Below are 21,836 nucleotides of genomic sequence, written 5' to 3'. Positions count from 1 at the left end.
ACCCGAATTTCTTGACGACCATAGAGCATTGGAACCACCTGATCCCATCCCGAACTCAGCAGTGAAACGATGCATCGCCGATGGTAGTGTGGGGTTTCCCCATGTGAGAGTAGGTCATCGTCAAGATCAAATTCCGAAACCCCTATCTGCATCTGCAGGTAGGGGTTTTGTTTTTGTCCGCTGTTTGTCACCGCCCACTTTTTGGTATGGTGCAGCTCGTTTTTTAAAGGACTGATTTAAAGCCTGGGATCGGCACCCCTTTACAGTCAAAGAGCTGCTGCAGAAATGCCAGAACCGATACCGATCAAGGACCACGAACAAGAAACGCGTCTGGTCAACAAACGACTGATGGCCTGCGCCTTGTTCGTTGTCGCCATTACCTGCGCCTTGGTCGTGCGCCTGTACGTCCTGCAGGTAGTCGAGTTCGACTACCATTCGACGATCTCCGAAAACAACCGCGTGCACGTACTGCCGATCACCCCCACCAGAGGGCTGATCTATGATCGCAACGGCGTGGTTCTGGCAGACAACCGCCCCAGCTTCAACCTGACCATCACTCGCGAACGCGCCTGCGATATCAAGGAAGAGCTGGACCAGGTGGTCAACCTCCTGCATTTGCCAGCCGAAGACCGCACGCTGTTCGACAAGGCCATGAAGCAGGCACGCCATCCGTTCGTCCCCGTCACACTGTTCTACGAACTCAGCGAAGAACAGATCGCGGTACTGGCCGTGAACGAGTTCCGTCTGCCAGGGATCGACGTCGAGCCACAGTTCGTACGTCACTACCCGATGGGCGCGCACTTCGCCCATTCGATCGGCTACGTCGGCCGTATCAACGAGAAAGAATCCAAAGTCTTGGACACGGTGGAATACCGTGGCACCCAATCCATCGGCAAGACCGGCATCGAGAAGTTCTACGAGTCGCAATTGCACGGCCATGTCGGTTACGAAGAGGTCGAAACCAACGCTCGGGGCCGGGTGCTGCGCGTGCTCAAGCACACGGATCCGATCCCCGGCAAAAACATCGTCCTGAGCCTGGATGTAAAACTACAGGAAGCCGCCGAGGAGGCGTTGGGGGATCGTCGCGGTTCAGTGGTCGCGCTCGACCCGTCGACCGGCGAAGTGCTGGCCATGGTCAGCAAGCCAAGCTTTGACCCGAACCTGTTCGTGACGGGCATCAGTTTCAAGGAATACGCGGCGCTGCACGATTCCATCGACCGGCCGCTGTTCAACCGCGTGCTGCGCGGCCTCTATGCCCCCGGCTCGACCATCAAGCCGGAAGTCGCGATTGCCGGCCTCGACACCGGCGTGGTCACGCCGCAGACCCGGGTCTACGATCCGGGTTATTACCAGTTGCCGGACTTCGATCACAAATACCGCAACTGGAACCACAGCGGCGACGGCTGGGTGGACATGGACGCGGCAATCATGCGCTCCAACGACACCTACTTCTACGACCTGGCCCACAAGCTGGGCATCGACCGCCTGCACGACTACATGGCCATGTTCGGACTCGGCGAGAAAGTCTCGCTGGACATGTTCGAAGAGTCTGCCGGCCTGATGCCGTCCCAGGCCTGGAAGCGCGCCACGCGTCGGCAGTCCTGGTTCCCCGGCGAGACGGTGATCCTCGGCATTGGCCAGGGCTACATGCAGGTCACACCGCTGCAACTGGCCCAGGCCACCGCGTTGATCGCCAACAAGGGGGTCTGGAACCGGCCGCACCTGGCCAGGACCGTGGATGGCATCGCACCAGTGGATGAGCATCCGATGCCGAACATCCTGCTCAAGGACCCGCGTGACTGGGAGCAGGTCAACCACGGCATGCAGATGGTGATGCACGACGCGCGCGGGATTGCCCGGGCGGCAGCGGCGGGGGCGCAGTACCGCATCGCCGGCAAGAGTGGCACCGCGCAGGTGGTGGCGATCAAACAGGGCGAGCGCTACAACCGGGCGAAAACCCTGGAGCGTAACCGCGATAACGCCTTGTTCGTCGGCTTCGCTCCGGCCGAGCATCCGAAAATCGTCATCTCGGTGATGATCGAAAACGGCGAGGCCGGTGGTCGCGTCGCCGGTCCCGTGGTGCGGCAGATCATGGACGCCTGGCTGCTCGATCGGGATGGCCACCTGAAGCCGCAATACGCCACGCCGAGCAAAAAGCCCGGCGACCCCCACGTCTGAACGATAACTCGGTCCAACGGTTGAAACCCAAGTGCCATAAGGCACTTGCCATCGCCCTGACGTTAACGTAAAGATTGCGCCAGGGCGCTGAACTTGAATAAGCGCAAAGCGGACCGATCCGGAGCGCTTGATGACGCTGATAAAAACAACTACCCCCACGCTGCACCGCGAAGCCCGGCTGGCCCGGGAAAAACTCCATCTCGAGGGCGAAGTCCCGGATGGTGTGTTGCGGGCGGAAATCGACGCGTCGTGGCGCCGCAGCCTCAGCCATGGCGTGCATTTCAATGCCAAGCACGAACTGGCGCTGGGATCGAGCGCGAGTCTTGACGTGCTGTTGGCAAGCAACCGACTGCTGATCGACGCGGCATTGCCGGCGATCGATTACCTGGCCGAACGCCAGGGCAAGGAAGGGCTGATCATCCTCGCCAATTCCGACGCTACTATCCTGGCCGTCGAAGGACGCGCCGATCGCCTCAAGGGCAGCGGCTTGCAAGACATCACCCTCGGCGCCTGCTGGAGCGAAGCCGTTCGCGGCACCAATGCCCTGGGGACCGCGCTGGTGGAAGCCCGGCCAACGCTGATCGATTGCGGCGAACATTACCTCGATCGCCTGAGCGATTTCTCCTGCACCTCGGTGCCGATCCATTGCCCCCAGGGCGACATCCTCGGCGTGCTCGACCTGACCCGCGAAGGCCCGCTCGGCCGGGTCCATGACAGCACCGCGTTGCTGGCCATGGCCGTCAGCCAGATCGAAAGCCGCATCTTCAACTCAAGCTATCCGGACGAAATCGTCCTGGCGTTCCACAGCCGCCGGCCATACCTCGAATCCCCTTGGCAAGGCCTGTTGGCGGTGAGCCTTGGCGGGCAAATCCTCGCGGTCAGTGCCCAGGCCTGCCAGTTGCTGCATGCCGAGCGTTCGGCGCTGGTCGGTCGACGCTGCGAAGAGTTTCTCGGCGTCGATGGCCTGCAACTGCTATCGCGTCTGCATCAGGGCGGGGTCGGCAGCCTGCAGACCGCCAAAGGCGAATTCTTCTACAAGACTTTGCGTGCGCCGCAGCGGTCGATCAACGTCAGCACGCCACCGCGCACTACCGCCAAGACCGCCAAACCCCAACCGGACCTCGAATCCCTGGCCGGCAGCAACGTCCGTTATGCCCGGGCCTTGCGCATGGCCCGCCAAGGCCTGGCCAATGAGCTGCCGGTGTTGCTGCTCGGTGAAACCGGCACCGGCAAGGAAGTCATCGCCCGCGCCCTGCACATGGCCGGCACCCGCTGCGACAAACCCTTCGTCGCGGTGAACTGCGCGGCAATCCCCGAAGGCCTGATCGAGTCGGAACTGTTCGGCTACCGCGAAGGCGCGTTCACCGGCTCCCGTCGTGGCGGCATGATCGGGCGTCTGCAACAGGCCCATGGCGGCACCTTGTTCCTCGACGAAATCGGCGACATGCCACTGGCCCTGCAAGCACGTCTGTTGCGGGTGCTACAGGATCGCAAAGTCGCTCCCCTGGGGGCTGGCGAAGAGCAAGACATCGACGTTGCACTCATCTGCGCCACCCACCGCGACCTCAAGCGTCTGGTGCAAGAAAAACAGTTCCGTGAAGACCTGTTCTACCGGGTCAACGGCATCAGCGTGATGCTTCCGGCGCTGCGTGAACGCGACGACTTCAGCGGCCTGGTCGGTCGCTTGCTGGCCAGACTCGACGCGCCGACGGTGGTCCTGCATGACGATTTGAACCGCTTGCTCGGCGGCTATCACTGGCCGGGCAACATCCGCCAATTGGAGATGGTCCTGCGCACCGCGCTGGCCATGCGTGAACCGGGCGATACCGTGCTCACCCTCGATCACTTGCCCGACAGCATGCTCGACGAGTTGGCCGCCACTGAACGCCCGCAGTCGGGGAGCATTCGCGAAACCGAACTGGAGCTGATTCGCCAGGCCCTCGACACTCATCAAGGCAACGTCTCGGCCGCCGCCGACGCCCTGGGCATCAGCCGCGCGACCCTGTATCGCAAGCTCAAACAGTTGCGCTCGTGATGCAGCGCCTGATCGTGCGGCTGATCGACAGCCAGAACCCCGCCGCCCTGCAAGCGGCGCTGCGCTGGCTCTACAGCTTTGTGCGACCCCATCGGCTGGCGATTGCCGGGTTGCTGGGCTTGTCGGCCTGCGCTTCGGCGCTGGTGCTGGTGCAACCCTGGTTGACCAAGCTGCTGATCGACGACGGCCTTTTGGCGCGCAACTTTCCCGTGCTGGTACTGATCGCCGGGCTGATGATCGTCGCCGGGCTGCTCGGCACGCTGCTGTCAGGGATTAATCGTTACCTGCACACGCGCCTGTCCGGGCGGATTCTGTTTGCCCTGCGCGATGATCTGTATCGGCATTTGCAAACCCTGTCGCCGGGTTTCTACGGCCAGCGGCGCATCGGTGACCTGATGTCGCGCCTGGATGGCGACGTCGCGGAGATCCAGCGCTTTGCCGTGGATTCGCTGTTTTCGGCGGTGTCGAGCGTGATCGGCCTGGTGGTCGCGGTGGCGATGCTGGTGACCCTGTCGTGGGAGCTCTCGTTGCTGGCACTGGTGCTGATTCCCCTCGACGTGCTCTGGCTGCGCTGGATGCGGCGCAAGGTCGAACGCGATGTGCGGCAGTTGCGCGAGCGCTCGGCGGACATGTCATCGTTCATGGTCGAGACCTTGCCGGTGATGAAATTCATCCAGTCCGCGGGCCAGCAACAACGGGAAGCGCGGCGACTGGAGACCTTGGGGCAGGGCTATATGAGCCAGCTGCTGCGCCTGCAAGTGACCGAGTTCTTCACCCAGGCCGTGCCCGGCACACTGACGTCGTTATCGAGGGCTTGTGCGTTTTTGATCGGTGGTTATTGGGTGGTGCAAGGCACCTGGCAACTGGGTGCGCTGATCGCATTTTCCACCTATCTGGGGATGGCGGTCGGTCCGGTTCAGAGTCTGCTGGGCCTGTATGTCGCGATTCAACGGATGACCGTCAGCCTGGGGCGGGTCACGGAGTTGCGTGGTGAAGAGCCGACCGTACTCACACCCGTTACGCCGCAGCCGATGCCGAGTTCCGGCGAGCTGCGTTTCGACGACGTGCACTTCAGCCATCCTGGTCGCCCAACGACGTTGCGCGGCATCGAAGCGTGCATCCCCTATGGCTTGAAAGTCGCCCTGAGCGGTGGCTCCGGGGTCGGTAAATCGACCCTGATCGACCTGCTGCAACGGCATCACGATCCGCAGTCCGGCCGGGTGTTGCTGGGCGAGGTCGACTTGCGTGAGCTGGACCTGTTCCAGCTGCGTCGGGCAATTGCCGTGGTCAGTCAGGACATCGTGCTGTTCCGTGGCAGCCTCGCCGACAACCTGGCCTACGCCGTACCGGATGCCAGTCGCGAAGCGATCGCCGAAGTGGCGCGGCTGGCGCAACTCGACAGCCTGATCGCGTCGTTGCCTGAAGGCCTCGACAGTCCCTTGGGCGAGCGCGGCCAACAATTGTCCGGCGGGCAAAAACAACGCATCGCCATTGCCCGGGCGTTGTTGCAGGACCCGCTGATTCTGGTGCTGGACGAGGCCACCTCGGCGGTGGATGAAGCCACCGAGCGCGAAGTGATCGAGGCCATCGACCGTCTGTTTGCCGGCCGTACGCGAATCCTGATCAGCCATCGCCCCTCGACCCTGGCCGATGCCGACCTGCGCTTTGAATTGCTCGACGGTGTGCTGACGTCGAAAACGGTGCTGCATGAAGCCTGAGTTGCGCATTGGCGTGGTGGACAGCGGTCACTCGGCGGCGCAGCGGGTGCAGGTGGTCGCCGGGCGGCGATTCTCGTTGCTGGCAGACGGGCTGGCAGAAAGTGATTTGCGTGACGATCCGCTCGGCCACGGCAGCGCAGTGATCGAGGCCATCGGTCGGCGGGCACCGGCGGCGGTATTTTGCGTGGGCCAGGTGTTCGACCGGCGGGGTGTCACCAGCGCCTTGCAGATCGCCACGGCCATCGACTGGCTGGTGGCGCAGGACGTGCGCCTGATCAATCTGAGCCTGGGTCTGCGTCAGGACCGCAGCCTGTTGCGCGAAGCCTGCGCCGCGGCGGTGGCTCGGGGCATTCTGCTGTGTGCGTCCAGTCCGGCCCAGGGCGAGGGCGTGTTCCCGGCGAATTATCCACAGTTGCTGCGGGTCACCGGCGATGCGCGGTGCGCCGAACAGGAGTGGTCGTGGCTCGACAGTGCTCAGGCGGATTTCGCGGCCTGTGTGCATGGGACGTATCCGGGTCAGTCTGGCGCCAGCCTGGGGTGTGCTGCCTTGAGCGGGCACATTGCCAGTTTCCTGGTGGCGCATCCCGAGGCTAGCAACCCAGAGGTCATCGAATGGTTGCGCGAAAATGCCCGTTATCGCGGCCCTGAACGGCGAAGCGGAGCATGACGGCGATTGTCATTCTCGGCGCCGGCCCAGCGGGTGCGGCCGTTGCGCTGGGGTTGCGCCGGCTCGGATATGCGGTGACGCTGGTCAGTGAATGGCGGCGCTTTGCCGCGCTGGAAGGTGTTTCCGTGCGGGTGCTCGAGGCGTTGCGCGGCGCCGGGTTGAATCAGGCGCTGAAAGATGCGGCTTTGCCTTCCCAACGCCAGGTGTCGTGGAACGGCCAGCAGCATGCGCAAAACATTGAATATCTGTTGGATCGCCCAAGCTTTGATCGAGGACTGCGTGAGGACCTGCGTCTGGCGGGTGTCGAGCTGATCGAAGGTCGAGTGTTGACGGTTCACCCGTCGGGGTCGAGACATCGGATCGAGCTCGAAGGGCGTCCGGCACTGCTGGCGGATTTTCTGGTGGAGGCGCGAGGCCGTCAGGCGCCAGCGCTTGGCAAGGGCCTGCGCGGACCGGAGACGGTCAGCCTGCTCAATCGCTGGCAAGGCACGCCGGGCATCACCGCCAGCGCCGTGGAAAGCCTGGAAGACGGCTGGGCCTGGATGGCGCGGCGGGCCGACGGTCAGTGTTACTGGCAATGGACGGTCGACGTGGCCAGTGCCCGGTTGCCAGGCAAGGCGACATTGCTCGATTACTGTCGTCGACGGCGCCAGGGTTCGGCGTTGGCCCAGTCATTTTTTGCGGCGGGGCCTGAGGACGATCTACAGCTGCATGCTCGCAGCAGCACGGCGATTGTGTGTCCACAGGTTTGTGGCGCTCACTGGATTCGGGTCGGCGATGCGGCAATGGCGGTGGATCCGCTGTCGGGCAACGGGATTTTCCAGTCGCTGTCTTCGGCGTTACAGGCGCCCACGGTGATCAACACGCTGTTGCGAAAACCTGAACGAGCGGCCCTGGCCCAACGGTTTCATCAGCAGCGGGTGGAGCAGTTGTTTTTGCGATTTGCGCGGATCGGGCGCGATTTTTACGCCGATGAACAGCGCTGGTTGCAGCAACCGTTCTGGCAGGCGCGGCGACAGTGGCCGGATGCCGTGGTCGCCCATGCCGAGGCGGATTTCAACGCGCTGAGGATCGAGCGCGCGCCGGTGCTCAGGGATGGCTTTGTCGATGAGGCCGAGGTGGTGATCACGGCCGATCAGCCATTGGGCATCTGGCATGTGCAAGGGATTGAGTTGGCGCCGTTGGTGCGGCGGTTGCGTACAGAGCCAGCGGAACAGGCGTTGGCGGGGTTGACGGTAGAGCAGGGGCGGGTGGTTCGTGGTTGGTTGCTGGCCCAGGGATTCAAGCCTGACTGATGCGTCCCGCGCAGGCTGAGTAATTGACCCTGCCATTTGACGCTAAACAGAGGCGCGGGTATAAACCGCGTCTCGTTGTTTTGTCGGACTTTTCCCCATGAGCTTCAGCCCTTTGATACGCCAACTGATCGACGCCCTGCGAATTTTGCCCGGTGTCGGTCAGAAAACTGCCCAGCGCATGGCGTTGCAGCTGCTTGAGCGTGATCGCAGCGGTGGCTCGCGCCTGGCCCTGGCGCTGAGCCAGGCCATGGAAGGCGTGGGCCATTGCCGGTTGTGCCGCACGCTGACCGAAGACGACCTGTGCCCGCAATGCGCCGATACCCGTCGCGACGACACCTTGCTCTGCGTGGTGGAAGGGCCGATGGATGTCTATGCGGTCGAACAGACCGGCTTCCGTGGGCGCTACTTCGTGCTCAAGGGCCACCTGTCGCCGCTTGACGGCCTGGGCCCGGATGCCATCGGCATTCCGCAACTGCTGGCGCGGATTGAAGAAGCGGGCACCTTCACTGAGGTCATCCTCGCCACCAACCCGACGGTGGAAGGTGAAGCCACGGCGCACTACATCGCCCAATTGCTCAGCAACAAAGGCCTGGTCGCCTCGCGCATCGCCCACGGAGTGCCGTTGGGTGGCGAGCTGGAGATGGTCGATGGCGGGACGTTGGCGCATTCGTTTGCGGGGCGTAAGCCGATCGCCTTGTAATTTGTGGTCTCTGATCTGACGCTTTCGCGAGCAAGCTCGCTCCCACAGTTGATCTCAGTCGTGCACGAACGTGTGTACACAGAAAATCTCCTGTAGGAGCGAGGCTTGCCCGCGAAGGCGGCCTCAAGCCCTGCGCCGCCCATGAAGACCCCTTCGCCGGCAAGCCTGGCTCCTACGGGGTTTGGGGTTTTCCACCATCCATTGGTACGCAGGTAATCCTGTGGGAGCGAGCTTGCTCGCGAAGGCGTCAGTGCAGACAACGCGTTACTTATCGTCCAACGCAAACTGCGTCAGGCAAAAAGTGGGAATCCCCATATCTTCCAACCGCTGCGACCCGCCCAGCTCCGGCAGATCAATAATCGCCGCCGCCTCATGAACCCGCGCACCCATGCGCCGAATCAGGTTCGCCGCGGCAATCAGTGTGCCGCCGGTGGCAATCAGGTCATCGAACATCACCACCGAATCGCCTTCACACAGGCTGTCGGCGTGGACTTCGAGGAAGGCTTCGCCGTACTCGGTCGCATATCCTTCGGCCAGCACCTCGGCTGGCAGCTTGCCTTGCTTGCGGAACAACACCAGTGGCTTGTTGAGCTGATAGGCCAGCACCGAACCGATCAGAAAACCGCGGGCGTCCATCGCCCCGATGTGGGTGAAGTCGGCTTCGACATAACGGTGAGCAAAGCTGTCCATCACCAGGCGCAGGGCCGTGGGCGACTGGAACAACGGAGTGATGTCGCGAAAGATCACGCCCGGCTTTGGGAAGTCGATCACGGGGCGGATCAAGGATTTGATGTCGAAGGAGTCGAAGGCCATAGTCGAAGAATCCTGGCAGGCTGCAAACGTTGCAGTATAACGGCGGCTGAACCCTTTCGCTCAGCCGCAAGTGTTGCTGTCAGCTTTCCAGCGAGCCGCCGGCCAGGGCGCAGAGCTGGATCGGGTCGAGGATATGGATTTCCTTGCCTTCGGCGGCGATCAGTTGGTTTTGCTGAAAACGCGTGAACACCCGGGACACGGTTTCCACCGCCAGCCCCAGATAATTGCCGATTTCGTTGCGCGACATGCTCAGGCGGAACTGGTTGGCCGAGAAACCCCTGGCGCGAAAGCGTGCCGAGAGGTTGACCAGGAAAGTCGCAATCCGCTCATCGGCAGTTTTCTTCGACAACAGCAACATCATTTGCTGGTCGTCACGAATCTCGCGGCTCATGACGCGCATCAACTGTCGGCGCAGCTGTGGCAGTTGCAGCGCCAGCTCGTCGAGGCGCTCGAAAGGAATTTCACAGACCGAGGTGGTTTCCAGCGCTTGCGCCGAGACCGGGTGTTTTTCGGTATCCATGCCCGACAAACCGACCAGTTCGCTCGGCAAATGGAAACCGGTGAGCTGCTCTTCGCCGCCGTCGCTCAGGCTGAAGGTCTTCAAGGCGCCGGCGCGAACTGCATAAACGGAATCGAAGGTGTCGCCCTGACGGAACAGGAACTCGCCCTTTTTCAGCGGGCGGCCACGTTTGACGATTTCGTCCAGCGCATCCATGTCTTCCAGATTCAGAGAAAGTGGCAGGCAGAGGGGGGCCAGGCTGCAATCCTTGCAGTGAGCCTGACTATGAGCGCGCAGTTTTACTGGCTCGGACATTTCTTCAATCCTTGTGGGAAAACACACATAAGCTGTAAGGGTAACTCACAGGAGGACATTCAGGCCAGCGCCTGGCGATTTTGCCGCAGCCTAGATCACCCGTGAAAAACGCTGGTGATCCTGCTGGCCCAAGTAGGCATCGAACACCCTGCACACCGAACGCACCAGCAACCGTCCGGCGGGCAGTACCCTGATTTTTTCATTATCGAGTTCGATCAGGCCGTCTGCGGCCAGGCGCTGCAATTGCGGCCAGAGGTCGGCGAAATAACCTTGGAAATCGATGTTGAAAGTATGTTCGATCCGGGCGAACTCCAGGCTGAAATGACAGATCAATTGTTGGATGACTGCCCGACGCAGACGGTCATCGGCGTTGCACAGCAGCCCGCGATGGGTGGCCGGTTGCGAGGAGGCGAGCGCGTTCTGATACTGGTTCAGGTCGCTGCTGTTCTGGCAGTACAGGTCGCCGATCTGACTGATGGCCGAAACGCCGAGGCCGATCAGGTCGCAATGGCCGTGGGTGGTGTAACCCTGGAAGTTGCGTTGCAGGGTCGATTCTTCCTGGGCGATCGCCAGTTCATCGTCGGGCAGCGCGAAGTGATCCATGCCGATGTAGCGGTATCCGGCGGCGGTCAGTTGTTGGATGGTGCCCTGGAGCATGTCCAGTTTCTGCGCCGGCGTCGGCAGTTCGTCGCTGTTGATGCGCCGTTGCGGCATGAAGCGTTCAGGCAGGTGCGCGTAGTTGAACACCGAAAGCCGGTCGGGTTGCAGCGCGATGACTTCGTCGACCGTGCGGGCGAAGGTCCCGGGCGTCTGTTTCGGCAAGCCGTAGATCAGATCAAGGTTGATCGAGCGAAATTGCAGGGTGCGGGCGGCGTCGATCACCGCGCGGGTTTCTTCCAGGCTTTGCAGGCGATTCACCGCCCGTTGCACCGCCGGATCGAGGTCCTGCAGGCCGATGCTGACCCGATTGAAGCCCAGTTCACGGAGCAGGCCCATGGTCGACCAATCGGCTTCGCGAGGGTCGATCTCGATGCCGTAGTCGCCGGAATCATCGTCCAGCAAGTTGAAGCTTTTACGCAACCGGGCCATCAACTGACGCAGTTCGGCGTGGCTGAGAAAAGTCGGCGTGCCACCACCGAAATGCAACTGCTCGACTGTCTGCGCCGGGTCGAGGTGGCAGGCGATCAGCTGGATTTCCTGCTCCAGGCGCTGCAAGTAAGGCAGGGCCCGGTCGCGGTCCTTGGTGATGACTTTGTTGCAGGCGCAGTAGTAGCAAATGTTCGCGCAGAAGGGCACATGCACGTAGAGCGACAACGGGCGCAGGGCCTTGCGGCTGTCACGCAAGGCCTGGAACAGGTCGAAGGTGCCGACCTGGCCGTCGAACTGCAGGGCGGTCGGATACGAGGTGTAGCGCGGTCCCGCCAGGTCATGACGGCGGATCAGATCGGTGTCCCAACGAATGGCGTCGAGCATCATGCGGGCATTCCCCGGATAGGCTGGCTGTGTTGGCGAGTCTAGGGGGGGCGGTGTGGGGGCATCTTGATTTGCATCAAAGGTAGGGATCTGGGTTGGCAGTGAGGGCCTCTTCGCGAGCAAGCCCGCTCCCACAATGGATTTGTGTACGCCGCAAATCCAATGTGGGAGCGGGCTTGCCCGCGAAGGCCGCGCCGATCTAATGCCCCATCAACCAATGCTGATGCGGCCCAGGCAGGGTCCAGATGCCAAACAGCATCACCAGCAAGCCACCGGCCACCCGCACGCTGCGTTTGCGCAACAGCGCCGTGACCCGCTCGGCTGCCAGCCCCGTGGCCAGCAGCACCGGCCAGGTGCCCAGCCCGAACGCGAGCATCAGCAACGCACTGTCCACTGCATTGCCCTGACTCGCCGACCACAGCAGCGTGCTATAGACCAGTCCGCAGGGCAGCCAGCCCCAGAGCGCACCCAGCAGCAATGCGCGGGGCAGGCTCGACACCGGCAGCAGTGTGTTGGCGACCGGCTGGATATGCCGCCACAGGCCGCGACCGAGGCTTTCGATGCGGGTCAGGCCGCTCCACCAACCGGCCAGGTACAGGCCCATGGCGATCAGCAATAATCCGGCGATGACGCGCATGAACATCGCTGCCGGGCTGTTGGCCACCGCCCACCCGGCCAGTCCGATCAGCAGGCCGGCCGCGGCATAACTGAGAATTCGTCCCAGGTTATAGGCCAGCAGCAACCGAAAGCGTCGGCTGCGCTGCTCCTGGGGGATCGCCAGGGTCAGCGCGCCCATCAAGCCGCCGCACATCCCCAGGCAATGACCACCACCGAGCAGGCCGAGAATGACTGCAGACACCAACAGGGGCGCCAACTCAAGCATGCGGAGGCGCCTTGTCGTCCGGTTTGGCCGGATGGCCGCTGGCCTCGTCGACCGCCGCCTGGTGGTTCGGGTCCTGATCGTCGAACAGGATGCTGTGGGCCGGGCCGTCCAGATCGTCGTACTGACCGCTGTCGACCGCCCAGAAGAAGATGTAGATCGCAATGGCCACAATCAACAGCGCAGCGGGGATCATCACGTAGAGAGCTGGCATGGGTCACTCCATGCCCGCGCGGCTCAGGCCGGCAGCGGGCGGGTTTCTGGCGCGGGGCTGGCGGCAGGCGCGCCCGGCAGGCGAGTCAGGCGCAGGGCGTTCAGCACCACGGTCAACGAACTGATGGACATGCCGACCGCGGCCCATACCGGAGTAATCCAGCCGAGGGCGGCGAAGGGCAGCATGAGGCCATTGTACAACCCCGCCCACAACAGGTTCTCGATGATGACCCGACGGGTGCGCCGGGCCAGGCTGAAAGCTTGTACCAGCGCGTCGAGGCGGTTCGACAGCAACACTGCATCGGCACTGGTCTTCGCCAGATCCGTCGCCGAACCCATCGCCACGCTGATGTCGGCGGCGGCCAGCACCGGCACATCGTTGACCCCGTCACCGAGCATCAACACCTTGCGACCTTCCTTGTGCAGTTGTTGCAAGACCTGCAATTTATCGTCCGGACGCAAGCCGCCACGGGCTTCGTCGATACCCAGTTCAGCCGCCACACTGGCAACCATCGGCGAACTGTCGCCGGACAGCAGCAACGTGCGCCAGCCTCGGGCCTTGCACGCGGCGAGCAGCGCGGGGGCGTCGCTGCGCAAACGGTCGTCGAGGACGAACCATGCCAGCGGCCCCTGGTCATTGCCGAGCAGCAACCATTGGCCGGCTTCATCCGGCATGGCGGGCACGGCAGCGCCACTGAGTTCGCAGACAAATCCCGGTTGGCCAATACGCAAACGATGTTCACCGACCCATCCTTCGAGGCCAAGGCCCGGCGTGCTGTGGACCTCTTCAGCGGCCAGCGGCGCCCGGCCGAATGCCCGGGCGATCGGGTGTTCGGAGCGGTTTTCCAGGGCGGCGGCGAGACTCAGGCATTGGTCGCTGTCGAGCGCGCCGAGCGGGCGGATCGAGCGCAGCGCCAGGCGGCCTTCGGTGAGGGTGCCGGTCTTGTCGAAAATCACCGTGTCGATCTGGTTCAGGCCCTCCAGCACATGGCCGCGAGTCAACAACAGGCCAAGTTTGTGCAAGGTTCCGGTGGCGGCGGTGAGGGCGGTCGGCGTGGCCAGGGACAAGGCGCACGGGCAAGTCGCAACCAGCATCGCCAGCACGATCCAGAACGCCCGTGACGAATCCAGCTCCCACCAGACCAGGCCGATGACAGCGGCGGCAATCAGCGACAGCAGCAGGAACCACTGCGCGGCGCGGTCGGCGATTTGTGCCAGTCGCGGCTTTTCGGCCTGGGCACGGTCCAGCAGGCGGACGATGGCGGACAATCGGGTGTCCTGGCCGAGGGCCAGGACTTGCACGGTCAACGCGCCCTCGACGTTCAGGGTGCCGGCGGTGACCGCATCGCCCGGCATCCTTGATTGCGGCAGGTACTCGCCGGTGAGGAGGGATTCGTCGATGCTCGACTGGCCGTCGAGGATCTTGCCGTCGGCCGGGAGGATCGCGCCGGGATGCACCAGCACTTGATCGCCCACGCGCAGTTCGCTGAGCAGGATCCGCTCGCTCTGGCCGTCAGCGCTCAGTCGCAAGCAAGAGGCGGGCAATAGATTGACCAGCTGCGCGGTGGCGGCGGCGGTACGCTCCCGGGCGCGACGTTCCAGATAGCGCCCGGCCAGCAGGAACAGTGCAAACATGCCGACCGCATCGAAGTACAGTTCGCCGACCCCGGTGATCGAGGTCCAGATCCCGGCGATGTAGGCGCTGCCGATCGCCAGCGATACCGAAACGTCCATGGTCAGGTGACGGGTACGCAGGTCGCGCATGGCGCCCTTGAAGAATGGCGCACAGCTGTAGAACACGATCGGCGTCGTGAGGAACAGCGCGACCCAGCGCAGAATGGTGTGCAGCTCGGGGCTGAGGTCGATATTGAATTCCGGCCAGGTGGCCATGGTCGCCATCATCGCCTGGAACCACAGCAGGCCGGCGACCCCGAGCTGGCGCAGGGCCAGGCGGTTTTCACTGGCCAGTTGTTCGCTGGCGCGGTCGGCTTGATAGGGGTGTGCGGCGTAACCGATGTGGCGCAATTCGCTCAGTACCCGGCTCAGTGGCAATTGCGCGTCGGCCCAGCGTACGTGCAGGCGATGGTTGGACAGGTTCAGGCGCGCTTCGGCCACCGCCGGCAAGCCACGCAGGTGTTTCTCGATCAGCCAGCCACAGGCGGCGCAGCTGATGCCTTCCATCAACAACGTGGTTTCGGCGAGGTCGCCTTCGTGGCGAACGAAGGGTTTTTGCACGTCGGCGCGGTCGTACAACGCCAGCTCGTCGACCAGTTGCACGGGCAAGGCTGCGGGGTTGGCCGACGCTTCGCTGCGGTGCTGGTAATAACTTTCAAGGCCCCCTGCGACAATCGCCTCGGCCACGGCCTGGCAACCCGGGCAGCAGAACTCGCGGGTTTCACCGAGGACGGCAGCGGTGAAGCGGCTGCCGGCCGGGACGGGCAGGGCGCAGTGGTAGCAGGGGGTTGGACTGGTCATTGGATTTTCACTGGTGCCGCAGAATCTCTGTCGTCGGATAGGGCCCCTTCGCGGGCAAGCCCGCTCCCACAGTGACTGGCGGTGTTATTCAATTTTGCGATCAATGCAAAACCTTGTGGGAGCGGGCTTGCCCGCGATGCGCGAAGCGCAGGCTTTTACTTTTTCAGGTCTTCGGCGCCCTGCAGCGGCTCATCACCCAGCAGCAGATCCTTGTCATGGCTGACCTGTTCTTCCTCGAACATGCGCCAGGTTTTGCCATCCTGCACACCCAGCAACTCCACGAAGCGACGGCCGTCGACCTTGTCGCTCACCTGGCCGATGTAGCGGCCCTGTTCGGTGTCGCTGCGGGCGAGGGTGATCTTGCGATCCTTCTCCGGCTGGGTCGGCGAGATCAGGTTCAGCTCCAGGGTGGCCGGTGCGCTGTTGCCGTTCAGGCGTACATCGACTTCACCGGTCACGCCATCCAGATGAACGCTGGCGCGCAACAGCAGGGTCTGGGCCAGCAGTTCACGGTCCAGCGAACGGTTGATGCCCTTGCCGGCCTCGTAGTAGTTATCGTTGACCAGGTTGTCCGGGTTGTTCACCGCGATGGTCACCATGGACAAGGTCAGGGTCACCGAGCAGGCCAGGATGGCGATGATGATCCACGGCCAAAGGTGCTTGTACCAGGGACTTGTGGCATTTGCTGCGGGCATGATCACTTCTCTCAACGAATTTGTGGGCCGATGAATCGGCTCTTGGCTTCAACGTGGATGCTGGCGTCATCGACGTCCTTGAGGATGAACTTCACCTCGTTGGTGCTCGACGGCAGTTGTTCCGGTGCGCTGGACAACTCGACCGGCTGGCTGAAAATCTCCCCGGCGGCGACTTTGATTTCGCGTTTGCCTTGCAGCTTCAGGTCCGGCAGGCCAGTGGCTTGCAGCACGTAGGTGTGGTCGCGCTGGTCCTTGTTCATGATCTTCAGGCTGTAGACGTTTTCGATCCGGCCTTCGGCGTTCTCGCGGTACAGCACGCGGTCCTTGCTGACGTCGAAGCCGACCAGCGAACGCATGAAGAACGCGCTCACCAGCAAGGCGATCATCGCCAGCAGCACCGTGGCATAGCCGATCAGGCGGGGACGCAGTTTATTGGTTTTTTGCCCGGACAGGTTGTGCTCGGTGGTGTAGCTGATCAGGCCGCGAGGATAGTCCATCTTGTCCATGATGCTGTCGCAGGCGTCGATGCAGGCTGCGCAGCCAATACATTCGACCTGCAGGCCATCGCGGATGTCGATACCCGTCGGGCAGACCTGGACGCACATGGTGCAGTCGATGCAATCACCCAGGCCCATGGCTTTGTAGTCGATGCCTTTCTTGCGCGGGCCGCGGGATTCCCCACGGCGCGGGTCGTAGGAAACGATCAGGGTGTCCTTGTCGAACATCACGCTCTGGAAGCGTGCGTACGGGCACATGTAGATGCACACCTGCTCACGCAACCAGCCGGCGTTGCCATAGGTGGCGAGGGTGAAGAAACCGACCCAGAAGTAGGACCAGCCATCGGCTGCGCCGGTGAAGAAGTCGATGGTCAGTTCGCGGATCGGCGAGAAGTAGCCAACGAAGGTCATGCCGGTCACGAAGCCGATCAACAGCCACATCGCGTGTTTGCTGAATTTGCGCAGGAACTTGTTGGCGCTCATCGGCGCCTTGTCGAGCTTGATGCGCTGGTTGCGATCGCCTTCGGTGACCTTTTCGCACCACATGAAAATCCAGGTCCAGACACTCTGCGGGCAGGTATAGCCACACCAGACCCGCCCGGCATACACGGTGATGAAGAACAGGCCGAAGGCGCTGACGATCAGAATCCCCGAGAGCAGGATGAAGTCCTGGGGCCAGAAGGTCGCGCCAAAAATGAAGAACTTGCGCTCCGGCAGGTTCCACCAGACGGCCTGATGACCACCCCATTTGAGCCAGACCGTACCGAAATACAGGAGAAACAGCCCGGCACCACCCATCATCCGCAGGTTGCGGAACAGGCCGGTGAAGGCGCGGGTGTAGATCTTTTCCCGAGAGGCGTAGAGGTCGACGGTGTTGTTGGTGTTTTTGGCAGGCGGGGTAACGTCGTGTACCGGAATCTGGTTGCTCATCATTGCATCCCACGGCAGTGGAAAAATGCCCCGGTCAGTACATGCCGACCGCGGTCAAAAAGGGTGTAGCAATGGCGCAATGATACGCCTGTCGCTCTGGCTCAAGGGTGCGACCTTTGGTCGCGTTGGGGAAAAATCACCAATGGTGTAGCGAATGTAACAAAACATGATGCAAGTCAATTGACTATAGCGAAGCCTTCTGCGCGCCGGTGAACATCGCATAGGGTCTGCAGAACGCAGCGGGGCCCCGCTGCGCGCTTATGGATGCAGCTCAAGGCAGGCGACCGCCCCCCAGGCTGTCGATACCGCCGGAGCCACCCACGCCACCCGTACTGCGTTTTCTGCCGACTCCGTCTGCGCTCTCGGGGGCGGCAAAATTGGCGCGACGATTCGAAGTCCCCGGGGCTACAGGGTCTTGCGCTGGAGCATCCGTGTTTATCTCCGGCGAAACATCCGGGTCTGGGGTGATCTCCAGGGTTGTTTCGGCTTCCGGGAAATAACAGGTTGTGGGTTGGTCTTCCATTTTTTTAGACATTTGATGAACTCCTTGTATTTCGATGAGGTACTTCCTTGTCCCTGAATGGCCTGAGTCGCACAGATTGCCCGCTTCCAGCCACCAGGTGGATCGACATTACCCCTGGCCGCCACGGGGGCCTACTGGATATAGGTTTCAGTTTGTGAAAGGCGGGTTCATCCAGGCCCCAAACAAAACGGCCCCGCCAATTCTCACTGGCGGGGCCGTTGTTTTACGTCAAGCGTGCCTTACTGAGCATCCGCCACCGGAGCCTTCTCACCGTGAGACAGGCTGTAGACGTAGGCGGCCAGCAGGTGGACCTTGTCGTTGCCCTGCAGCTGTTCCTGCGCAGGCATCTGGCCCTGACGACCGTAACGGATGGTCTGCTGCAGCTGAGCGAAGCTCGAGCCGTAGATGAACGCACCCGGGTGGGTCAGGTCGGGGGCGCCCATGGCTGGCGTCCCTTTGCCTGCCGGACCGTGGCATGCCACGCAGTTGGCTGCGAACAGTTTCTGCCCGGCAACCGGGTCGGCCTTGGCGCCTTCCGGCAGCTTGCGGCCATCGAGGCTGGTCAGCACGAACGCGGCAACGTCAGCCACGCCTTGCTCGCCGATCACTTCAGCCCACGCCGGCATCACCGCGTGACGACCGCCCATGATGGTGGTCTTGATGGTTTCTGCTTCGCCGCCCCAGCGCCAGTCGGCGTCGGTCAGGTTAGGGAAGCCATAGGCGCCTTTGGCGTCGGAACCGTGGCAGACCGAGCAGTTGGAGGCGAACAGACGGCCACCCATTTTCAGGGCTTGCGGGTCCTTGGCCACTTCTTCGATGGGCATGGATGCGAATTTGGCGAAGATCGGGCCGAACTTGGCGTCCGACCTGGCCATTTCCTTTTCCCACTCGTGAACACCGGTCCAGCCGGTCTGGCCGTTGGCGAACGCGGTCTGCTTGTCGTTTTCGAGGTAGTTGTACCCCGGCAGCAGGCCTTTCCAGTTGCCCAGGCCCGGGTACAGCACCAGGTAGCCCAAGGCGAAAATGATGGTGCCCACGAACAGCATGAACCACCATTTGGGCAGCGGGTTGTCGTACTCCTCGATCCCGTCGTAGGCGTGGCCAACCGTTTCCTCTGTGGACTCGCTGCGCTGGCCCTTGCGGGTAGCCAGCAGCAGCCAGGTCAGGGCGAAGATAGTGCCGAGAGTGAGGACTGTGACGTACAGACTCCAGAATGTAGTCATTCTTTGTTACTCCTAGAAGCTTGCTCGACGTGCTTGATGGCTTCGGGATCATCCGCGAAAGGCAGCAAGGTCGCGTCTTCAAACTCCGACTTGCGCTTGGGGCTGAACACCCACAACGCCAGACCGATGAAGGCCACCATCACGACAACGGTGCCCAGGCCACGAATCATCCCGATATCCATCTAAATCACCGTTTGCTTTTGATGATGGTGCCCAGGCCTTGCAGATAGGCCACCAGCGCGTCCATTTCGGTTTTGCCCTTCACAGCATCCTTGGCGCCGGCGATGTCTTCGTCGGTGTAAGGGACGCCGAGCGTGCGCAAGACTTCCATTTTCTTGGCGGTGTCTTTGCCGTCGAGCTTGTTTTCCACGAGGAACGGGTAGGCCGGCATTTTCGACTCGGGCACGACGTTGCGCGGGTTGTACAAGTGCGCACGCTGCCAGTCATCGGAGTAACGACCGCCAACACGGGCCAGGTCCGGACCGGTACGCTTGGAACCCCACAGGAACGGGTGGTCCCAGACGCTTTCACCAGCGACCGAATAGTGGCCGTAACGTTCGGTTTCAGCACGGAACGGGCGGATCATCTGCGAGTGGCAGCCGACACAACCGTTGGCGATGTAGATGTCGCGGCCTTCCAGTTCAAGGGCGGTGCGAGGCTTCATGCCTTCGACCGGCTTGTTGGTGACGTCCTGGAAAAACAGCGGAACGATCTGGGTCAGGCCGCCGATGCTGACGGCGATAACCATGAAGAAGGCCAGCAGGCCAATGTTCTTCTCGACTGCTTCATGCTTCATCAGTGAGCTCCAACTACGGCAATCTGTTCAGCAGCTTTGGCTTCAGCCGGGTTCGAGGCACGTACGGTACGCCATACGTTGTAGGCCATGAACAGCATGCCGCTGGCGAAGAACGCACCGCCCAGGGCGCGAACGATGAAACCAGGATGGCTGGCTTGCAGCGCTTCGACGAACGAGTAGGTGAGGGTGCCGTCGTCGTTGATTGCACGCCACATCAGACCCTGGGTGATGCCGTTGACCCACATCGAAGCGATGTACAGCACGGTACCGATGGTCGCGAGCCAGAAGTGGGTGTTGATCAGGCCGATGCTGTGCATCTGCGCGCGACCGAACAGTTTCGGGATCATGTGGTAGATGGCGCCGATCGAGATCATCGCCACCCAGCCAAGAGCGCCGGCGTGTACGTGGCCGATGGTCCAGTCGGTGTAGTGCGACAGCGAGTTGACGGTCTTGATGGCCATCATCGGGCCTTCGAAGGTCGACATGCCGTAGAACGCCAGCGACACCACCAAAAAGCGCAGGATCGGGTCGGTGCGCAGCTTATGCCAGGCGCCCGACAGGGTCATCATGCCGTTGATCATGCCGCCCCAGCTTGGCGCCAGCAGGATAATCGACATGGCCATGCCCAGGGACTGAGCCCAGTCCGGCAGCGCGGTGTAGTGCAGGTGGTGCGGACCGGCCCAGATGTACAGGGTGATCAGCGCCCAGAAGTGCACGATCGACAGGCGATAGGAATAGATCGGACGCTCGGCCTGCTTTGGCACGAAGTAGTACATCATCCCCAGGAAGCCGGTGGTCAGGAAGAAACCGACCGCGTTGTGGCCGTACCACCACTGGATCATCGCGTCAGTCGCACCGGCGTAAGCCGAGTAGGACTTGAAGAAGCTGACCGGCAGGGAAGCGTGGTTGACGATGTGCAGCATCGCCGTCACAACGATGAAGGCACCGTAGAACCAGTTACCCACATAGATGTGCTTGGTCTTGCGCTTGACGATGGTGCCGAAGAACACCAGACCGTAGGTGACCCAGACGATGGCCAGCAGAATAGCCAGGGGCCATTCCAGTTCCGCGTATTCCTTGGTGGTGGTGTAACCCAGCGGCAAGGTAACGATCGCGCCGACGATCACCGCTTGCCAGCCCCAGAAGGAGAAGGCGGCGAGGCTGTCGGAAATCAGTCGCGTTTGGCAGGTTCGCTGCACGACGTAATAAGAAGTGGCAAACAGTGCACAACCACCGAAGGCGAAAATCACCAGGTTGGTGTGCAACGGGCGCAGGCGTCCAAAGCTCGTCCATGCCAGACCGAAGTTCAACTCCGGCCAGACCAGTTGCGAGGCGATGAAGACACCGAGCCCCATGCCAAGGATCCCCCAGACCACCGTCATGATGGCGAACTGGCGGACTACCTTATAGTTATAAGCAGTCGGACTGATTGCTGTGCTCATTCTAAGGTTCCACGGTTTGGGTGTTTTATTAGGAGTAAAAATCGGCCGCAAGTATGGAGAAAGCGGGGGGTCATTGCAACGCGCCATGACCTGGGTGAATGCTTTCAAAAGCTGATTCTGCGGCCTTTCCATGCGCCGCGTAGGGACAAAATTGCCCCCGGCCAAAATGACGCAGCGGACGAAAAAGGTAAGGGGGCCACGTCGGTTGTAACGGGGTGTGTTCAAACACGACGATCGGGCGGTTGATGGCAATTGGCACGACAGCCGGTATCTACCAGCCTTTGCGGCCTGTCATCGAGCAGATTCGTCGAACACCTCGGGTAAGGTCGACCTGGAGCCGGCTCATGCCAGTCCGCATCGGGGAAGCTTAGACCCGAATCCGGGGAACCGAAAGGCGGACTAAGGGAGGGTGCGACAATGGGTCGCAAAGGGGCAGGGAACTGCCGCATCCGGGAGAATGCGACAGTGC

At 62.0% G+C, this 21,836-nt stretch carries 19 protein-coding genes and 1 rRNA gene; 7 read left to right on the top strand and 13 right to left on the bottom strand.

Features of this window, described 5'->3' with window-relative positions; genetic code table 11:
• Nucleotides 1-10 precede the first annotated feature (10 nt).
• From rrf to recR, 7 genes are all read left to right on the top strand, one after another.
• Nucleotides 11-126: ribosomal RNA gene (gene rrf, locus F8N80_RS05710) — 5S ribosomal RNA — on the top strand.
• 159 nt (nucleotides 127-285) lie between these two features.
• Nucleotides 286-2,178 (top strand): penicillin-binding protein 2, encoded by a 1,893-nt coding sequence (gene mrdA, locus F8N80_RS05705; protein WP_150749015.1) that lies wholly within the window; start codon nucleotides 286-288, stop codon nucleotides 2,176-2,178.
• 130 nt (nucleotides 2,179-2,308) lie between these two features.
• Nucleotides 2,309-4,213 (top strand): sigma-54-dependent Fis family transcriptional regulator, encoded by a 1,905-nt coding sequence (locus F8N80_RS05700; protein WP_150749016.1) that lies wholly within the window; start codon nucleotides 2,309-2,311, stop codon nucleotides 4,211-4,213.
• Complete coding sequence (locus tag F8N80_RS05695) at nucleotides 4,213-5,931, top strand: ABC transporter ATP-binding protein (RefSeq protein WP_150783392.1); 1,719 nt, start codon at nucleotides 4,213-4,215, stop codon at nucleotides 5,929-5,931. Before F8N80_RS05700 ends, F8N80_RS05695 begins: the two co-directional genes overlap by 1 nt.
• Nucleotides 5,921-6,598, top strand: a complete 678-nt coding sequence (gene qhpE / locus F8N80_RS05690) for a subtilisin-like serine protease QhpE (protein WP_150749018.1) — start codon at nucleotides 5,921-5,923, stop codon at nucleotides 6,596-6,598. The genes F8N80_RS05695 and qhpE overlap by 11 nt, the downstream gene beginning before the upstream one ends.
• Entirely contained in the window at nucleotides 6,595-7,893 is a 1,299-nt protein-coding gene (gene qhpG / locus F8N80_RS05685) for a flavin-dependent monooxygenase QhpG (RefSeq protein ID WP_150783391.1), read from the top strand. The genes qhpE and qhpG overlap by 4 nt, the downstream gene beginning before the upstream one ends.
• A 97-nt stretch (nucleotides 7,894-7,990) precedes the next feature.
• The gene (recR, locus tag F8N80_RS05680) at nucleotides 7,991-8,593 is read left to right on the top strand and encodes a recombination mediator RecR (protein WP_150783390.1); all 603 of its coding nucleotides are present in this window, start codon (nucleotides 7,991-7,993) and stop codon (nucleotides 8,591-8,593) included.
• 264 nt (nucleotides 8,594-8,857) lie between these two features.
• On the opposite strand, the gene F8N80_RS05675 is transcribed toward recR, so the two are convergent.
• The 13 genes from F8N80_RS05675 to ccoN all read right to left on the bottom strand — a co-directional run bounded on the left by F8N80_RS05675 (nucleotide 8,858) and on the right by ccoN (nucleotide 21,367).
• Entirely contained in the window at nucleotides 8,858-9,406 is a 549-nt protein-coding gene (locus F8N80_RS05675; protein ID WP_150749020.1) for an adenine phosphoribosyltransferase, read from the bottom strand.
• Nucleotides 9,407-9,485: 79 nt separating this feature from the next.
• Nucleotides 9,486-10,220 carry a fumarate/nitrate reduction transcriptional regulator Fnr gene (gene fnr, locus F8N80_RS05670; protein WP_150749021.1) on the bottom strand — a complete coding sequence of 245 codons (735 nt, stop codon included), beginning with the start codon at nucleotides 10,218-10,220 and terminating at the stop codon, nucleotides 9,486-9,488.
• Nucleotides 10,221-10,310: 90 nt separating this feature from the next.
• Complete coding sequence (hemN, locus tag F8N80_RS05665) at nucleotides 10,311-11,693, bottom strand: oxygen-independent coproporphyrinogen III oxidase (protein ID WP_150749023.1); 1,383 nt, start codon at nucleotides 11,691-11,693, stop codon at nucleotides 10,311-10,313.
• Nucleotides 11,694-11,892: 199 nt separating this feature from the next.
• A complete protein-coding gene (locus F8N80_RS05660; RefSeq protein WP_150749022.1) occupies nucleotides 11,893-12,576 on the bottom strand; it encodes a sulfite exporter TauE/SafE family protein in 684 nt (227 codons plus the stop codon).
• Nucleotides 12,569-12,787, bottom strand: a complete 219-nt coding sequence (gene ccoS / locus F8N80_RS05655) for a cbb3-type cytochrome oxidase assembly protein CcoS (RefSeq protein ID WP_042932684.1) — start codon at nucleotides 12,785-12,787, stop codon at nucleotides 12,569-12,571. The genes F8N80_RS05660 and ccoS overlap by 8 nt, the downstream gene beginning before the upstream one ends.
• A 23-nt stretch (nucleotides 12,788-12,810) precedes the next feature.
• A complete protein-coding gene (locus F8N80_RS05650; protein ID WP_150783389.1) occupies nucleotides 12,811-15,261 on the bottom strand; it encodes a heavy metal translocating P-type ATPase in 2,451 nt (816 codons plus the stop codon).
• Between the two features lie 155 nt (nucleotides 15,262-15,416).
• Complete coding sequence (locus tag F8N80_RS05645) at nucleotides 15,417-15,956, bottom strand: FixH family protein (protein WP_150747237.1); 540 nt, start codon at nucleotides 15,954-15,956, stop codon at nucleotides 15,417-15,419.
• Between the two features lie 11 nt (nucleotides 15,957-15,967).
• A complete protein-coding gene (ccoG, locus tag F8N80_RS05640; RefSeq protein WP_150747238.1) occupies nucleotides 15,968-17,383 on the bottom strand; it encodes a cytochrome c oxidase accessory protein CcoG in 1,416 nt (471 codons plus the stop codon).
• 271 nt (nucleotides 17,384-17,654) lie between these two features.
• Complete coding sequence (locus F8N80_RS05635; RefSeq protein ID WP_150747239.1) at nucleotides 17,655-17,918, bottom strand: hypothetical protein; 264 nt, start codon at nucleotides 17,916-17,918, stop codon at nucleotides 17,655-17,657.
• A 227-nt stretch (nucleotides 17,919-18,145) separates the two neighbouring features.
• Nucleotides 18,146-19,129, bottom strand: coding sequence for a cytochrome-c oxidase, cbb3-type subunit III (ccoP, locus tag F8N80_RS05630; protein ID WP_150783388.1), 984 nt, complete (start codon nucleotides 19,127-19,129; stop codon nucleotides 18,146-18,148).
• Nucleotides 19,126-19,311: a CcoQ/FixQ family Cbb3-type cytochrome c oxidase assembly chaperone gene (locus tag F8N80_RS05625; RefSeq protein WP_003175465.1), complete on the bottom strand. Its 186-nt coding sequence runs from the start codon at nucleotides 19,309-19,311 to the stop codon at nucleotides 19,126-19,128. Before F8N80_RS05625 ends, ccoP begins: the two co-directional genes overlap by 4 nt.
• A 5-nt stretch (nucleotides 19,312-19,316) precedes the next feature.
• Complete coding sequence (ccoO, locus tag F8N80_RS05620) at nucleotides 19,317-19,925, bottom strand: cytochrome-c oxidase, cbb3-type subunit II (protein WP_018925301.1); 609 nt, start codon at nucleotides 19,923-19,925, stop codon at nucleotides 19,317-19,319.
• Entirely contained in the window at nucleotides 19,925-21,367 is a 1,443-nt protein-coding gene (gene ccoN, locus F8N80_RS05615) for a cytochrome-c oxidase, cbb3-type subunit I (RefSeq protein WP_150783387.1), read from the bottom strand. The genes ccoO and ccoN overlap by 1 nt, the downstream gene beginning before the upstream one ends.
• Nucleotides 21,368-21,836 lie beyond the last annotated feature (469 nt).

Source organism: Pseudomonas fluorescens, assembly GCF_902497995.1.
In the GTDB taxonomy this organism is placed as follows: domain Bacteria; phylum Pseudomonadota; class Gammaproteobacteria; order Pseudomonadales; family Pseudomonadaceae; genus Aquipseudomonas; species Aquipseudomonas fluorescens_BK.
The sequence above is the reverse complement of the archived record's forward strand: the minus strand, read 5'-3'. Positions and strand labels throughout refer to the sequence as shown.

Coding starts and splice junctions, on each gene's coding strand:
- mrdA (WP_150749015.1), top strand. CDS start 286: ATGCCAGAACCGATACCGATCAAGGACCACGAACAAGAAACGCGTCTG.
- F8N80_RS05700 (WP_150749016.1), top strand. CDS start 2,309: ATGACGCTGATAAAAACAACTACCCCCACGCTGCACCGCGAAGCCCGG.
- F8N80_RS05695 (WP_150783392.1), top strand. CDS start 4,213: ATGCAGCGCCTGATCGTGCGGCTGATCGACAGCCAGAACCCCGCCGCC.
- qhpE (WP_150749018.1), top strand. CDS start 5,921: ATGAAGCCTGAGTTGCGCATTGGCGTGGTGGACAGCGGTCACTCGGCG.
- qhpG (WP_150783391.1), top strand. CDS start 6,595: ATGACGGCGATTGTCATTCTCGGCGCCGGCCCAGCGGGTGCGGCCGTT.
- recR (WP_150783390.1), top strand. CDS start 7,991: ATGAGCTTCAGCCCTTTGATACGCCAACTGATCGACGCCCTGCGAATT.
- F8N80_RS05675 (WP_150749020.1), bottom strand. CDS start 9,406: ATGGCCTTCGACTCCTTCGACATCAAATCCTTGATCCGCCCCGTGATC.
- fnr (WP_150749021.1), bottom strand. CDS start 10,220: ATGTCCGAGCCAGTAAAACTGCGCGCTCATAGTCAGGCTCACTGCAAG.
- hemN (WP_150749023.1), bottom strand. CDS start 11,693: ATGCTCGACGCCATTCGTTGGGACACCGATCTGATCCGCCGTCATGAC.
- F8N80_RS05660 (WP_150749022.1), bottom strand. CDS start 12,576: ATGCTTGAGTTGGCGCCCCTGTTGGTGTCTGCAGTCATTCTCGGCCTG.
- ccoS (WP_042932684.1), bottom strand. CDS start 12,787: ATGCCAGCTCTCTACGTGATGATCCCCGCTGCGCTGTTGATTGTGGCC.
- F8N80_RS05650 (WP_150783389.1), bottom strand. CDS start 15,261: ATGACCAGTCCAACCCCCTGCTACCACTGCGCCCTGCCCGTCCCGGCC.
- F8N80_RS05645 (WP_150747237.1), bottom strand. CDS start 15,956: ATGCCCGCAGCAAATGCCACAAGTCCCTGGTACAAGCACCTTTGGCCG.
- ccoG (WP_150747238.1), bottom strand. CDS start 17,383: ATGAGCAACCAGATTCCGGTACACGACGTTACCCCGCCTGCCAAAAAC.
- F8N80_RS05635 (WP_150747239.1), bottom strand. CDS start 17,918: ATGTCTAAAAAAATGGAAGACCAACCCACAACCTGTTATTTCCCGGAA.
- ccoP (WP_150783388.1), bottom strand. CDS start 19,129: ATGACTACATTCTGGAGTCTGTACGTCACAGTCCTCACTCTCGGCACT.
- F8N80_RS05625 (WP_003175465.1), bottom strand. CDS start 19,311: ATGGATATCGGGATGATTCGTGGCCTGGGCACCGTTGTCGTGATGGTG.
- ccoO (WP_018925301.1), bottom strand. CDS start 19,925: ATGAAGCATGAAGCAGTCGAGAAGAACATTGGCCTGCTGGCCTTCTTC.
- ccoN (WP_150783387.1), bottom strand. CDS start 21,367: ATGAGCACAGCAATCAGTCCGACTGCTTATAACTATAAGGTAGTCCGC.